This window comes from Roseateles oligotrophus (genome assembly GCF_014204525.1).
GTDB lineage: Bacteria > Pseudomonadota > Gammaproteobacteria > Burkholderiales > Burkholderiaceae_C > Paucibacter_A > Paucibacter_A oligotrophus_A.
Window position 1 is genome coordinate 22260 of record NZ_JACHLP010000011.1, and the last position, 15073, is coordinate 37332.

Consider the following 15073-nt stretch of genomic DNA (forward strand, 5'->3'; position numbering starts at 1 on the left):
GGCCGCGGCTCTTGCAAGCCGGGCCGTGGCATCGAATGCCGATCCGGTGTGGAACTACGCCCCCGACCCTCCGTCGGGAATGTGTGTCGAAGTGTAACCATCAATCAGTTTCAAGAGCTGGTCTTCGTCGTAAGGCTTGCCCAGATAGTGGTCGACACCCAGTTCCTGCGCGTAGTCGCGATGTTTTTGCGCAATCCGCGAGGTGATCATGATGACGGGCAGACCGGCCAGGCGTGCGTCCCCGCGCATATTGCGCACCAGGTCGAAGCCGTCCATGCGTGGCATCTCGATATCGCTGAGCACCAGAGCCGGCAGCTCTTCCTCGGCCAGGCGTTCCATCGCATCCAGGCCGTCCTTGGCCAGCTGCACCCGGTAGCCCTCACGTTCCAGCAGGCGCTGGGTGACGCGGCGCACGGTCAGGGAGTCGTCCACCACCAGGATCAGCGGCGCCAGCTGCGGCTCGTCCTCGGCCGCCGCTGCGGCCGCGCCCAGCTGCTCGCCGGCCAGCGCCTGCTGGGCCTGCACATGCAGATCGCGCAGGCCTTGCTGGGCGGCAAGACCGTACCAGCTGGCCAGCGCATGCGGGTTGTAGATCAAGGCCACATCGCCGGAGGCCAGCAGGCTGATGCCGGCCAGGCCGGGCACGCGGCTGAGCTGGGAGCCCAGATGCTTGACCACCACCTCCTGATTGCCCAAGACCTCGTCCACATGCAGGGCCAGGCGCTGCTGGCTGTTGCGCATGAAGACGATGGAGGCCGTCTTGCCATGCGCGACGCCGCGGCCCGGCTGGCCCAGCAGGCCGCCCAACCAATAGAAGGGCAGCTCCTGGCCCGCCTGGCTCAGCGTGCCCGTGGCATAAGCCTGTTCAAGCTGATCGTTAGGCAGGCGCTGCACCGAGTCCATCAGGCTGGCCGGCACGGCCACCGATTGCTCGCCGCAGCGCAGCAGCACGACCTGGGTCAGCGCCGTGGTCAGCGGCAGGCGCAGCGTGAAGTTGCTGCCCTGGCCGGTGCTGGAGGCGGTTTCTATCGTGCCGCCCAAGGTGGCCACCTCGGCCCGCACCACGTCCATGCCCACGCCGCGGCCCGAGGTTTCGGTCACCTCGGTGGCGGTGGAGAAGCCGGGGCGGAAGATCAGCTGCATCAGCTCGGCATCGCTGAGCGCCTGGACGGCCTCGGCCGGCATCAGCGCCAGCTCGATGGCGCGCTCGCGGATGCGGGGCAGGTCCAGGCCGGCGCCGTCGTCGCTGAAGTTCAGCAAGACCTCGTTGCCCTCCTGCTGCAGGCTCAGGCGCAGCTGGCCTTGCGCCGGCTTGCCCGCGGCCAGGCGCACATCCGGCGTCTCGATGCCATGGCCCACGCTATTGCGCAGCAGATGCTCAAAAGCGCCGCCCATGCGTTCGAGCACGCTGCGATCCAGCTCGGTCTGGCCGCCAACGATGCTCAGCTCGGCCTGCTTGCCGGTGTCGCGCGCCGCCTGGCGCACCACGCGGTGCATGCGCTCGGACAGGCTGTCGAACTCCACCATGCGGGTGCGCAGCAAATCGTCCTGCAGCTCGCGCGTCAGGCGCGACTGCGCCGCCAGCTCGTCCTCACCCAGCTGCACATTGCGTTGCAAGGAGCGCTGCAGCGTGGCCACGTCGCCGACCGACTCGGCCAGCATGCGGGTCAGCTCCTGGAAGCGGGTGTAACGGTCGAACTCCAGGGGATCGAAATGCTCGGCCGCGCGCTGCAGCTGTTCCTGCTGCGAGCCCATCTGGGCCTCGGCCTGCAACTCCAGCTCGCGCAACTGGGCGCGCACGCGGTCCAGGTTATCGTCCAGGTCCAGCAAGGCACCCTTCATCTGGGCCAGCTCGGACTCCAGCCGGGTGCGGCGAATGCTGACCTCGCCGGCCTGGGCGGCCATGCGTTCGAGCAAGCTGCCGCGCACCCGCACCATGGCTTGCAAACCACTGGCCGCGAACTCGCTGCCAAAGCCGGCCTCCGGGTCGGTCTCGACAAAGCGCGACCAGTCGATGCCAGCAGACGGCGCGGCCTGCGCCTCGTCGGAGGCGGGCGCCGAAGCCTCGGCGGCGACCAAGTGCTCGGCCGGCTGTGGCACAGCCGGGGCGGCCGGGGCGACCGAGGGCGCATGCTGGGCCGCACGCAGGGTTTCCAGACTGGCGGCCAGGGCGTCGGCACCGGCCTGCAAGGCCAGCAACTCTTCCAAGGCCGGCATCTCATGCCCATCGGCCTGGGCCAGGGCCCGTTCGACCGCGGTTTCCAGCTCATGGGCCTGCTCGCCCAGGCGCATCGCGCCGCTCAGGCGGGCACCGCCCTTGAAGGTGTGCAAGGCCCGCATGCAGGCCGCACCGGCGCTGCGCTCGTGCGCCTGCGACACCCAGCTGCGCAGGGCGGCATGCAGCTCGCCCAGCAACTCCTGGGCCTCGTCCTCGAAGATGGGGAAGAGCTCGGCATCGATGGCGTCCGGCAGGCCGGGCTCGACCTCGTCGTCCAGGGCCGCGGGAATGGGGGCGGCGCTGGCGGCGAAAGGGGCAGACTGAGGCAGTTCCTCGTCCAGATCCAGGCGACGCGAGTCCAGCTCCAGCTCGGGGTCGGCCTCGGGCTGGTAGGCCTGCAGCAGGGCCAGGGTGGCGGGGTCGTGCGGGCGCAGGAAACCGGCGGCGAATTGATGCAGCAGCTGGCGAATCTCGTCCGCCGCCTGCACAAACATCTGGGCCTCGGCCTCGCTGTAATGCCGGGTGCGCTGGGCGCGGCCCAGGGCATGCTCCAGCGCACGCGCCAGGGTGGACAAGTCCTCGAACTGCACGGCCGCCGCATTGCCCGCCAGGGCATGGGCCAGGGGCTCGCAATTGGCGGGCACGGTGCCGGCCAGCTCCAGCGCCCACTCGGCCAGGCTGGTGCCCAGACGGCGCGACAACTCATCGGCCTCGTTCAGGAAGATATTGAACAAGGTGATGCTGACCCGGATCGGGCCGATGACCTTGACGCTCTCTTCCTCGGACTCGGCGGCGCGTTGCTCCTGCTCCTGCAGCAGTTCGGGCGGCGGCGTGTTGCGGACCAATTCCAGCACCGGCGCGGGGCTAGGCAGCGGCACCGCGTCGGCTTCGGCTTCGGCCTGGGCTTCAAGCGGAGCTTGTTCCGGCGCGGCCAGCGCCTCCAGCAAATCGGCCGGCTCGGCCACCGCGGGCTCGGCCGGCACGACGTCGAGCAAACCGTCCAGCGAACTCAGCAAGGCAGCATCGTTGAGCGGCTCGCCAGCGGCGCTGGCGGCGGCTTCGGCCAAGGCCTCCGGCACCGAGGCTTCATCGACCGGGGCGCCGGCATCGATGCCGGTCGGCACCTGCGTCTCCTCCCAGACCGGCGGGGCGTCGCCTTGGCTCCGGGCCAGGGCCTCGTCCAGGCTGGCGCTCTCGGTCAGGGTGGGCAGATCGGCGTCGGACAGATAGGAGCGCTCGGGCGTCGGCGGCTCGGCCGGCACCGGCGGCAGCTCTTCGCCCAGATCCAGGCGCAGCTCAAACTCGGGCAGCTCAAACTCGGCCGGCGGCGCGCTCGCGACCGCCGAGGCCTCATCGGGCAGCTGCAGCACAAAGGGCGGCTCGTCCTCGTCCAGGCCAGGCGCCGGGGCGAAAGCGGCCGTGGCCTGCTCCGGCGCTTCGGCCGGATGCAGCACGGCGGCAATCGCCTGCGCCTGCTCGGGTTCCAGCAAGGCCAGGAACTCGGCCTGCACCTCGGCGTCCGTGGGCGCGGGTGGCTGAACCGGCTCGTCCGGCACCGGCGTGGCCTCGGGCGGCAGGTCCAGGAGCAAGCGCTCCACCACCTCGGTGGGCGGGAGGTCGATATGGTGGGTGACCGGAAACTCGAGCTGCTGCGTCAGCGCAAACTCCAGCGGCGAGCCCAGCTCGGTGGACTGGAAGCCGGCATGCTCGGGCGCGGCCACGGCGGGCTCGGGCGGGACCGCAGCGGCCGGCTCGAAAATACTGGGCTCGGTGAGGCCCAGGTCCGGCATGGCAGGCGCGGCTGGCTCCGCCGGCTCTTCGAGCAGGGGCACGCGCAGGCCCTGCAGGCGCAGGGCGTCGGCGCCATGCCGCAAGGGGCCGGAGTAATGCAGGGGCTCGGACAGGCCGGGCTGCGGCGCGGCGATCTGCTCGCACCACTGGCCCAGATAGTCCAGGGCCTCGGCGCTGAAGTCCAGCAGATGCTCGTTGCCGGAGGGCGGCAAGGCATCGCTCAGGCGCACGTTGTAAAGCTGCTCGCAAGCCCAGGCACCTTCGCCAAAGTCCTCCAGGCCCACCATGCGGGAGCTGCCCTTGAGGGTGTGGAAGGCGCGGCGCAGCACGGTCAGCTGCTCGCGGCTCTGGCCCTCGCTGCGCAGCTTGGCCAAGGCCTCGCGGGCCGTGAGCAGCACCTCGCGGGCCTCTTCCATGAAGATCTCGCGCATCTCCGGGTCGAAGGAGGCCGGCGGCTGGGCGACTTGCACGGGGCGTGCGGGCATGGGCGGCAGCACCGGCGCCGACGCCGGTGCCGGGCTGGACGCGGCGGCCGGCGCCGGGACCGGGGCCGCCATATCGGCGGCAGCCTCGGCATGGTTGCGGCCCATCAGCGGGCTCAGACGACCCGTGGCCTCGTCAAACACAAACATGCGTTTGGCCAGGGCGGGCTGCACGCCCAGCATATCGATCAGAAAACCCAGGGCGCCGAGATTATTGGCCAGGCGGTCGAACAGCTCGCGCGGCGCGGCGCGGGCCACATCGACCTCGGTACTGGCCAGGCGGTCGACCTCGTCACGCATGCGCACGCAGGCCTGCGCCGCATGGCTCAGGCCCAGCACGGTCAGCACGCCGCGCATGGCGGAGAGCTGACCCGGCACCGGGATCAGGCGCTCGCGCTGGCTGGGGTCGCGGAAGTATTCATCGGCCAGGCGCTCGACCTCGGCCAGGCTGGCGCGCAGCTCATGCACGACGCTGCCCAGGGTCTGGCGGTCGGAGACGCGGCGGTAGAGGTCCTCCATCCAGGCTTCCAGCGGCTCGGGCGTGGCGCCGCGGGCGACGGACTCGATGCGGCCGGCCAGGCGCTTGACGCGCTGGGCCTGCTCGGGCTGGTCGAAGGCCTGATCGTCCAGCGCGGCCTCCACATACAGCAGGCTGGTGGCCACCTCCATCGCCAGCGGGGCCGGCGGCGGCTTGCCCGAACGCAGGGTGCTGACAACGGCGCGCTGCAGCATCTCGCCCAGCACGGCGCCGCCCGGGAACAGGCGCTGCAGGGAATCGGCCAGGCTGGCGAACTGCTCGTCCAGGCCGGCCAGGCGATGGGTCTCGCCCTCGGCCACCGTGCCCCAGGATTCCTTGGCCGCGCCGACACGGCGCCGGCCCTGGCTCACCCAGGCGGGGTCGATGCGCCCCAGGCTTTCGTCCTCGTAGTCGCCGGGAGGCTGATCGGGCAGATTGAAGTTGGCGCGCACCACCAGCAGGCGGGGAGCGCTCTCCTTGGGGCCGGGCAAGGCGCTTTGGGCGCAGAAGAACAGCAGGTCATGCGCCAGGCGCTCGTTGACGGCCGCATCGCCCTTGTCCACCGCACGCAGCTGCGCCAGCAGGCGTGAGCCCAGGCGCTTGACAAAGGGGTCGGCCACCAACAGGCCCTGGGCCTGGGCCTCGAACTGGGCGGCCGCCAGCTGCCACAGCATGCGGCTGCGCGGCGCGCCGACCAGAGCGGCGGCCAGGGCCGCGCACAGATCGCTGAGCTTGGCGGCGTAGGCGCGGGCCATCGCCTTGTTGGACTCGCGCATCTGCCTGAGCAAGGCCGCCTCGAAGGGACCGCGCAGGGCCGCCGGAGCCTGGGCTTGCGCGCTGACGTCCTCGGGCAACTCGCGCCAGCGCCAATCAAAAGTCCAGAGATCGGCGGGGTGGATGCGCTCCACGCCGTTCAAGGCCTGCAGCTCGCGGAAGCTGGGGAACAGGCTCAGGGCCGAGGCCGGTGTGCCGGCCAGCATGCGCGAGATCAGCGACAGCAGGGCGAAGTCGGCCCGCTCGATGATCTCCACCTTGGGCAGATCGATATGGGCCGGATGCTGGGCCAGATTCGACACCGCCTGCTCGGCCGCGCGCAAGACGGTGGCGCCGGCGGGCAGGCCCACCAGCGACAACACGCCCGCCACCTGGTGCAGCTGCGCGGCCGCCGCCAGCAAGGGCGAATGGGCCGAACCTTCGGCCGTGCCACCCGCCAGCGCGGCGAAACTGGACAAACGGGTCTCGCCGTCGCGCAGATGGCGGCGCAGCGATTTGTGCACCGTCTCCAGCGAGCGGCGCAACTCCTCCTGCACCCAGGCCAGCGGGCTCAGGTCGACCGGCAGTTCGGAATCCTGAGCATCGCGCGGCAGTTGCGAATCGCGAAACTCCGGCACGTCTCGGCCACCCGACGCGGTGCGGGACTGGCGTGGGTTTGAGGACAAGAGCTCCATCGCTGCCTCTTGCCTCAGGCGACCTTGAACCGGGCCACCGAGGCCTTCAAGGCGTCGGCAGAACGGGACAGCTCATGCACCATCTGGGCGGTCGAGCGAGTGCCCTCGCTGGTCTGCTCGGTGACGGCAAAAATGTGCTGGATGTTCTCGGCCACCTCGTTGGCGGACGCGGCTTCGCTGAGCGCCTGGCTGGAAATCTGGGCGATCAAATCGTCCAGGCGGCGCGACACGCTGTCGATCTCTTCCAGCGCCTTGCCGGCCGCGTCGGACAGGCGCGTGCCCTGCACCACCCCCAAGGTCGAGCGCTCCATGGCGGCCACGGCGTCGTGGGTGTCGGTCTGAATGGTCTTGACCAGGGCGGCAATGCGGCGGGTCGCATCGCCCGAGCGTTCGGCCAAACGCTGAACTTCCTCGGCAACCACCGAGAAGCCACGACCGGCCTCGCCGGCCGAGGCGGCCTGGATGGCGGCGTTCAGCGCCAGCACATTGGTCTGTTCGGTAATGTCGGAGATCAGCTCGGTGATCTCGCCGATTTCCTGCGAAGACTCGCCCAGGCGCTTGATGCGCTTGGAGGTTTCCTGAATGTGGTCGCGGATGGAGTTCATGCCGCTGATATTGTTCTGCATGGCCTGCAGGCCCGACTCCGCCGCCTCACGCGACTGGCGCGCCACCTGGGCCGTGGCCTGCGCCTGGGTGGACACCTCGTTGATGCGACCCGCCATCTGCAGCACGGCCTCGCCGGTGGAGCGGATCTCGTGCAGCTGCTCTTTCGAGGCCGCCAGCAGATCGGTGGAGGTCTGGTCCACCTGGCCGGTGGTGTCGGTCACGCGGGCGGCCGTGCTCTGCACCTGGCTGACCAGATTGCGCAGCTCTTCCACCGTGTAGTTGACCGAGTCGGCGATGGCGCCGGTGATGTCTTCCGTCACCGTGGCCTGCTGGGTCAGGTCGCCCTCGGCCACCGTCTGCAGCTCATTCATCAAACGCAAAATCGCGGCCTGGTTGGCGTCGTTGACGCGCTTGGCCTCGCGCTCCTGCGCCTCGGCTTCCTGCTTTTGCGACTCGGCCATGGCCGCACGCTGGCCCTGATCGGCCACGTAGAGGCGCAAAAATCCCAGCGCACCGGCCACCAGGGCGGCCAGCGAGGCCAGCATCACCACCACCAGGGGCAGATTGATACCGCCGGCCGATTCAAGTTCCTGCGCGACCTGTTCCAGGCCTTTGCGCAGCGGCTCGGCATCGGCCAGGATGCTGGTCTGCGCCTCGCGTGCCGACACCAGGCCCTGCAGATTGCCCAGAATCACCGCAGCCTGGCTGCGCGTCTGCTCGTACTGCTTCAGCAAGGTGTTCAGGCGCGCCTTCAGGCCGGCGTCACGCACGCCATTCAGGTGCAGCTCGGGGTTGCCGCTGATCAGGGCTTCGGTGATCAGCTTGAAGGAGTTCAAGTCCTTGCCCAGCAGGAACACCGCCTCGGGGCTGACGCCCTCCTGGGTCTGGAACTCGTTGGCGCTCTTGCCGATGCGCTGGGTCAGCATCACCAGCTGGCCGGCGGCGGAGATTTCGGCGGTGGAGGCGCCTTGCTGCAAGGCCTCGGCCGAGACGGACTCGGCGCTTTCCAGCAGATCACCCGATTGCTTGTTGATGGCGCGCAAGGCCTGGCCGACTTCGGTCAAGGCCTTTTCCTGCGACTTCACCACCTTGCCGCTGGCTTCGGCACGCTCCACCAGGGGCAGCACCGCGTCCAGGCTGGCCTGGGCCGAGTGGGGGGCCTTGGCCAGCTCGCCCTCGCCCGAGCGCAGGTCCTTGACCACCGTGGCCATGGTGCTGACGCTTTCGCGCAATTCGGCAAAGGCCTCGGGCTTGCCCACCAGGGCCGAGGTGACGGACTTGGCCATGCGCTGCGACTGCATCAAGGCCTGGCCGGTGGCACGCACCTGGGCCGCGCTGCGCGAGCTGTTCAGGATCGTCAGGCTGACCGTGGCGGCCGTGCCCAGCAGGCCCAGGACCACCAGGGCGGTGAGCAGGGTCTGGTGGCGCTTGGCCGCAATAGCGGGCGCTGCGGCCGGCAGGGCCAGGGCCTCGGCGGCGCTGGTGGTGGTGTTGAAGCTGGCCGTCGTCGTGCCGAAGTCGGGCGGCGTGAATTCGGTCGGCACCGCCTCCGAGATGATGGATGAGGAGGAAGACACCGGTTGAGAGGCCTCGCTGTCCGGCTCGCCGGCCTCATAGCCTTGCGCGCCATTCAGGGCCGTCGTGGCGGGCGTACCGCCCACGCTCGCTGCATCCACGCCAAACGCATGGGCCTCGCCCTCGGTCTTGCCCAGATTCTTGATCTTGTCCAGAAAGCTCATCTCACCCTCTTCTCGATGTCACTCGACGTCACTCGATGTCGATTGTTCGCCGATCCCTGTTCCGCCCTGAGATCGGCCATTTTTCTTGTTCCGGCGCGGCCGGCCCGGGGCTGCTCAAATGGGCTGTGCCACCGCAGTCCGCCGCGGATCAGACCACAACTTGCAAAAACTGTTCATGCTTTGACAGCGCATCCAAATGCACTTGCTGCCAGGACCGCCCCTGCGCGTCCAGCATGCGCTGGCCGGCAAAGCGGGGTCGCCCTTCCTGCTCGGCCGCCGTCAGAGGCTGGGCCTTGAGCTGCTCCTCGCTGCGCAGGCCGGCCAGGCGGTCCACCAGCAAGGCGCAGTTGGAATTCATCTCCGGGTTGAGCGAAACCAGGCGCGCCTGGCCCTGCTGGCCCGACGGGGTCCGCACTTCGGCCGCGCCCGGCGCCCGCAGGCCCAGGAAAACAGCCAGATCCACCACGGTGAACAAGCCGCCGCGCAGATTCGCCACCCCCATCATCCAGGGCTTGGCATAAGGCAGAGGCTTGAGCGGCACGGGTGCGAAGATTTCGGCCGCATGCTTGAGCGAGAACAAGAGGCCCTGCCCCCCGCACTCCACCGCCAACCAGGCGGCACCCGGCGCCTGCTGCTCGCGTGCGGCCTGCATGCGTTGCGCCAGGCGCTGCTGCAATTCACGCAGGGCTTCTTTATTGCTCATCAGATCAGCCCAGGGCCTTGATCTTGGCCAACAACTCCTCGGCCTTGACCGGTTTAACGACGTAGTCGCGCGCACCCTGGCGCATGCCCCAGACCTTGTCGGTCTCCTGATTCTTGCTGGTACACATGATCACCGGCAGATCGGCATAACGCTCGTCGCGAGTGATGGTGCGGGTGAGCTGGAAACCGTTCTGGCCGGGCATCACCACATCCATCAGGATGAGATCGGGCTTCTCTTCGGCCAGGCGCTTGAGGGCTTCTTCGCCGTTCTCGGCCGTGCGCACCGAGTAACCACGCTTGAGCAGCAGTTCGCTGAGCACATGCAGCTCGGTCTTGGAGTCATCGACCAACAGTATTTTTTGGATAGGCATTATTCGTCCTCAATCGATGAGGCCAGGGGACGCGATCAAGTCGATCAAAGCGCTTGAGGCGGGCATCAAGCAACACGCCGGTGCATCTGCACGGCCTTGAGCAACTGATCTTTGGTGAAGGGTTTGGTCAGATAGTCCTGCGAGCCGACCATGCGGCCGCGCGCCTTGTCGAACAAGCCGTCCTTGGAGGACAGCATGATCACAGGGACCGAAGAAAACTGTGGGTTGCGCTTGATGATGGCGCAGGTCTGGTAGCCGTCGAGGCGCGGCATCAGGATGTCGCAGAAGACCAGATCGGGCTCGAAGTCGCTGAGCTTGGCCAGCGCATCAAAGCCGTCTTCGGCCAAGACGATGTCATGGCCGGCCTGCTTGAGAAAGATTTCGGCGCTACGCCGTATGGTGTTGCTGTCATCAATGACCAGCACTCTTGCCGCAGTCACGCTGCTTTCGGGACCTTCAGGAACTTGCACGTCCTAGCCTCTTTCTCAGCAAAACCAAACGAATCAGGGGGAGAGCCTGGCAGCAGATACAACAAACCACCTGATGATGGTGGCTGCCCGCGGGACTTGGCCCTACGGCCCTTTTTGAATTCGACCCAGTCTCTAATTAATTAAATGCGGACCATTTCGAAGTCATCCTTGCGTGCCCCGCATTCGGGACAGGTCCAGTTCATATCCACATCGGCCCAAACAGTACCCGGGGCAATGCCATGTTCCGGATCGCCTGCAGCCTCGTCATAAATCCAGCCGCAGATCAGGCACATCCAGGTACTTGCTTCGCTCACGATGCTTATCTTTTTGCTCACTACAATGCAAAGATTGTAGCCACGCTGACTCCTGCGCCTTCGTATGGAAATCGACAAGGATGCAACAGCACTTATCGGGACTTACCCGCCGGTGCCTGGGCTTTTGTCGAGATTCGCACAAAGTATCCAAAAGGCAGGGGTCGCCTGTGCTCCGCCGCCTGCGGCCAGCCGATTTGCGAAAACACCCTGACCTTGCGCCGCAACTTATGAGCAAAATCGAACCCAAAGCCCGTCCGGCCAACCCCGTTGACATGGCCCTCAGCGAAGACGATCAGGGAGCGCAAGCCCCGGCCAGCGTGATGAGCTTCAATGCCAGCGAGGCCAGCGGTGCGAGCGGCCTGGGCTGCGACGTTGCCACCATTGCCGCCATGGGTGCCCACTGCCTGCCCATCGTCACCGCCATCGTGCTGCGCGACACCGCCGAGGTGTTCGAGCACATGACGCTGGACACCGACACCATCGCCGAGCAGGCCCGGCTGATCCTGGAAGACATCCCCATCACCGCCTGGAAGGTGGGCTTTCTGGGCAGCGCCGAGGGCGTCAGCGCCGTGGCCGAGGTCTTGTCCGACTACCCCGACGTGCCCCTGGTCGCCTATCTGCCCAATGTGGCCTGGCTGGACGAAGAGCAGCAGCAAAGCTATCTGGACTCCTTCCGCGAACTGATCCTGCCGCAGACCCATGTGCTGGTCGGCAATCACAAGACCCTGACCGACTTTTTGCTGCCCGACTGGGATGCCGACCGCCCCGCCTCGCCGCGCGAGCTGGCCGTGGCCGCCGGCCAGCATGGCGCCGCCCATGTGCTGGTGACGGGCATCAGCCTGCCCAACCAGTTTGTCGACAATGTGCTGGCCACGCCCCAGGGCCCGGTGACGGGCGAGAAGTTCGAGCGTTTCGACATCAATTTCGTCGGCGCCGGCGACACCCTCTCGGCCGCCCTGGCCGCCCTGCTCTCGGTCGGCGCCGAGATCCACGCCGCCGTCGGCGAGGCCCTGTCCTTTCTGGACCAGGCCCTGGACGCGGGCTACCGCCCCGGCATGGGCAATGCCATCCCCGACCGCTTCTTCTGGGCCCTGCCGCCCAATGAGGAAGAAGAGGAAGCCGCGGCCGCCGAGGCTGCAGCGGCCGCGGCCGAGCTGGATGCCGGCGGCCCGGGCCTGGACGATGGCCCTGTGGCGGGCCGCCCGCCGCGCCGCATGCACTGACCCTTGCCGACCCCGGTACAAGCGTGTAAATCAATACCTGTACGGGCGGGCCAGGCCCGCCCTTTTTTCTTTATAGCCTCCATCAGACCGCTGTTCCTGCCATGTCACAAAACCAAGTCTTGTTCGAGCGCGCCCAGCGCGTGATCCCTGGTGGCGTCAACTCGCCCGTGCGCGCCTTCCGCGCCGTCGGTGGCACGCCCCGCTTCATCACCCGCGGCGAGGGCGCCTACATCTTTGACGCCGATGGCAAGCGTTATGTGGACTACATCGGCTCCTGGGGCCCGATGATTCTGGGCCACGGCCACCCGGCCGTGCTGGCGGCCGTCACCCAGGCGGCGCAGGAGGGCTTCTCCTTCGGCGCGCCGACCGAGCGCGAGATCGAGCTGGCCGAAGAAATCCTCAAGCTGGTGCCCAGCATGGAGCAGGTGCGCCTGGTCAGCTCGGGCACCGAGGCGACGATGAGCGCCATCCGCCTGGCGCGCGGCGCCACCGGCCGCAGCAAGTTCATCAAGTTCGAGGGCTGCTACCACGGCCATACCGACGCCTTGCTGGTCAAGGCCGGCTCGGGCCTGGCCACCTTCGGCCACCCCACCAGCGCCGGCGTGCCGGCCGAGGTGGCCCAGCACACCCTGGTGCTGGAATTCAACCACCTGGCCCAGCTGGAAGAAGCCTTCGCCCTGCACGGCAAGGAGCTGGCCTGCGTCATCATCGAGCCCATCGCCGGCAATATGAATTTCGTGCGCACCCAGACCGCGTACATGAAGCGCCTGCGCGAGCTCTGCACCGAGCACGGCGCCCTGCTGGTGCTGGACGAGGTGATGACCGGCTTCCGCGTCGGCCTGGCCAGCGCCCAAGGCCATTACGCCAGCCTGATCCCCGGCTTCAAGCCCGATATCAGCGTGTTCGGCAAGGTCATAGGCGGCGGCATGCCGCTGGCGGCCTTTGGCGCCAGCCGCGCGATCATGAAGCATCTGGCCCCGCTGGGCGGCGTCTACCAGGCCGGCACCTTGAGCGGCAACCCCGTCGCCACCGCCTGCGGCCTGGCCACGCTGCGCGAGATCCAGAAGCCCGGCTTTTTTGAATCGCTAACGGCCAAAACACGCGCCCTGGTGGACGGCCTGGCCGGCGTCGCCAAGGAGAACGGCGTGCCCTTCAGCGTCGATGCCCAGGGCGGCATGTTCGGCTTCTTCCTGATGGATCAACTGCCGCAGGAATACCAGACCGTGATGAAGACGGACAAGGAACGCTTCAACCGCTTCTTCCACGGCATGCTGGACGAGGGCATCTACCTCGCGCCCGCGCTGTACGAAGCCGGCTTTGTCTCGGCCGCCCACAGCGACGCCGACCTCAACCAGACCCTGGAAGCGGCCCGCAAGGTCTTGCGCTGAACACAGCTATGCACATCCACATCCTCGGCATCTGCGGCACTTTCATGGGCGGCCTGGCGGCGCTGGCGCGCGAGGCCGGTCACCGCGTCACCGGCTGCGATGCCAATGTTTACCCACCCATGAGCGAGCAGTTGCAAGCCTTGGGCATTGAGCTGACCCAAGGCTTCGGCGCCGAGCAACTGGCGCTCCAGCCCGACGTCTTCGTGATCGGCAATGTGGTCACACGCGGCGAAAAATTCCCGCTGATGGAAGCCATCCTGGACGCCGGCGCCCCCTACACCAGCGGCCCGCAGTGGCTGGCCGAGCATGTGCTGGCCGGCCGCCATGTGCTGGCCGTGGCCGGCACCCATGGCAAGACCACGACCACCTCCATGCTGGCCTGGATCCTGGAACAGGCCGGCCTGCAGCCGGGCTTCTTGGTGGGCGGCGTGCCGCAGAACTTTGGCGTCAGCGCCAAGCTGGGCGCGGGCAAGACCTTCGTCATCGAGGCCGATGAGTACGACACCGCCTTCTTCGACAAGCGCAGCAAGTTTGTGCACTACCGGCCGCGCACCGCCGTGCTGAACAACCTCGAGTTCGACCACGCCGACATCTTTGCCGACCTGGCCGCCATCGAGACCCAGTTCCACCACCTGGTGCGCACCGTGCCGGCCGGCGGCTGCATCGTGGCCAATGCCCGTGAGGAGGCGCTGCAGCGCGTGCTGGACCGCGGCTGCTGGAGCGAGGTGCAACGCTTTGGCGGCCGCAAGGAAGAATCCGGCAGCCTGCGCGCCCGCGGCGAACCGCAGGCCTTTGACGTGCTGCGCGGCAGCCTCAAGGTGGCGCGAGTCGAGTGGGGCCTGATCGGCGAGCACAACCAGCTCAACGCCCTGGCCGCGATTGCCGCCGCCGAGCATGTGGGCGTGGCGCCTGAGCAATCCGCCGCCGCCCTGGCCACATTCCAGAACGTGCGCCGACGCATGGAGTTACGTGGCGAGGTCGCCGGCATCAAGGTCTACGACGACTTTGCCCACCACCCCACGGCCATACGCACGACGATTGATGGCCTGCGCCGACGGGTCAACCCGAGCGAACGCATCCTGGCCATCTTCGAGCCCCGCTCCAACACCATGAAGCTGGGCACGATGAAGGCCCAGCTGCCCTGGGCGCTGGAAGAATCCGATCTGAGCTTTTGCAACCAAGCGGGTCTGAGCTGGGATGCCAAGGAGGCGCTGGCGCCGATGGGCACCCAAGCCCAGGTCGGCGCCGATGTGGACGCCCTGGTCACGGCCGTGCTGCAAGCCGCCAAGCCCGGCGACCATTTGCTGTGCATGAGCAATGGCGGGTTTGGGGGCATTCATGAAAAATTGCTGGCGGGCTTGAAGACCAGGTTTGGCGGGTGAGCGAGGGGCATTGAAGATCGATTGAGTCATCCGCCATTGGCGGATAAATTCACCCATATGGTCTTCATCGAGACACCCACTTTTACCCGGCTCGTCACCCATTTGCTGACCGATGATGAGTACCGCGGCATGGACAAGACATTGTTTGAAGACCTGGTGAGCAGCCTGCAGGAAGCCAAGGCCATCGCCAAGGGCAAGGCCCAGCCCTCACGCCGATTTGAAGTTGCCAGGCCTGACGCCAAGGCCGTGCGGGAACAGATCGGCCTGTCACAAAGCGAGTTCGCCCGCCTGATGCAGGTGAGCGTCAAGACCTTGCAGAACTGGGAGCAAAACAGGCGCACGCCCACCGGGCCTGCGGCCGCCTTGCTCAAAATCATGTCCGCCGCACCCGAAGTGGCCCTGAAGTCACTTCACACTTGAGC

At 67.5% G+C, this 15073-nt stretch carries 10 protein-coding genes; 4 read left to right on the top strand and 6 right to left on the bottom strand.

Features of this window, described 5'->3' with window-relative positions:
• Positions 1–54: 54 nt before the first annotated feature.
• From HNP55_RS21155 to HNP55_RS21180, 6 genes are all read right to left on the bottom strand, one after another.
• On the bottom strand, positions 55–6447 hold the full coding sequence (locus tag HNP55_RS21155; protein WP_221439728.1) for an Hpt domain-containing protein: 6393 nt from the start codon (positions 6445–6447) through the stop codon (positions 55–57).
• A 23-nt stretch (positions 6448–6470) separates the two neighbouring features.
• Complete coding sequence (locus HNP55_RS21160) at positions 6471–8801, bottom strand: methyl-accepting chemotaxis protein (protein ID WP_184303951.1); 2331 nt, start codon at positions 8799–8801, stop codon at positions 6471–6473.
• 148 nt (positions 8802–8949) lie between these two features.
• On the bottom strand, positions 8950–9504 hold the full coding sequence (locus HNP55_RS21165; RefSeq protein WP_184303953.1) for a chemotaxis protein CheW: 555 nt from the start codon (positions 9502–9504) through the stop codon (positions 8950–8952).
• Between the two features lie 4 nt (positions 9505–9508).
• Positions 9509–9874, bottom strand: coding sequence for a PleD family two-component system response regulator (locus tag HNP55_RS21170; RefSeq protein ID WP_184303955.1), 366 nt, complete (start codon positions 9872–9874; stop codon positions 9509–9511).
• Between the two features lie 65 nt (positions 9875–9939).
• Positions 9940–10314, bottom strand: coding sequence for a PleD family two-component system response regulator (locus tag HNP55_RS21175; RefSeq protein WP_124450313.1), 375 nt, complete (start codon positions 10312–10314; stop codon positions 9940–9942).
• 170 nt (positions 10315–10484) lie between these two features.
• Complete coding sequence (locus tag HNP55_RS21180; RefSeq protein WP_124450315.1) at positions 10485–10637, bottom strand: rubredoxin; 153 nt, start codon at positions 10635–10637, stop codon at positions 10485–10487.
• A gap of 248 nt (positions 10638–10885) precedes the next feature.
• Here HNP55_RS21180 and HNP55_RS21185 point away from each other — a divergent pair, with 248 nt between their 5' ends.
• The 4 genes from HNP55_RS21185 (at position 10886) to nadS (ending at position 15071) form a co-directional block, all read left to right on the top strand.
• Positions 10886–11881 carry a hydroxymethylpyrimidine/phosphomethylpyrimidine kinase gene (locus HNP55_RS21185; RefSeq protein WP_348648739.1) on the top strand — a complete coding sequence of 332 codons (996 nt, stop codon included), beginning with the start codon at positions 10886–10888 and terminating at the stop codon, positions 11879–11881.
• Between the two features lie 101 nt (positions 11882–11982).
• A complete protein-coding gene (gene hemL, locus HNP55_RS21190) occupies positions 11983–13269 on the top strand; it encodes a glutamate-1-semialdehyde 2,1-aminomutase (RefSeq protein ID WP_184303957.1) in 1287 nt (428 codons plus the stop codon).
• Between the two features lie 8 nt (positions 13270–13277).
• The gene (mpl, locus tag HNP55_RS21195; protein WP_184303958.1) at positions 13278–14651 is read left to right on the top strand and encodes a UDP-N-acetylmuramate:L-alanyl-gamma-D-glutamyl-meso-diaminopimelate ligase; all 1374 of its coding nucleotides are present in this window, start codon (positions 13278–13280) and stop codon (positions 14649–14651) included.
• A gap of 21 nt (positions 14652–14672) precedes the next feature.
• Positions 14673–15071, top strand: coding sequence for a NadS family protein (gene nadS / locus HNP55_RS21200; protein ID WP_246448573.1), 399 nt, complete (start codon positions 14673–14675; stop codon positions 15069–15071).
• The last annotated feature ends 2 nt before the right edge of the window (positions 15072–15073 follow it).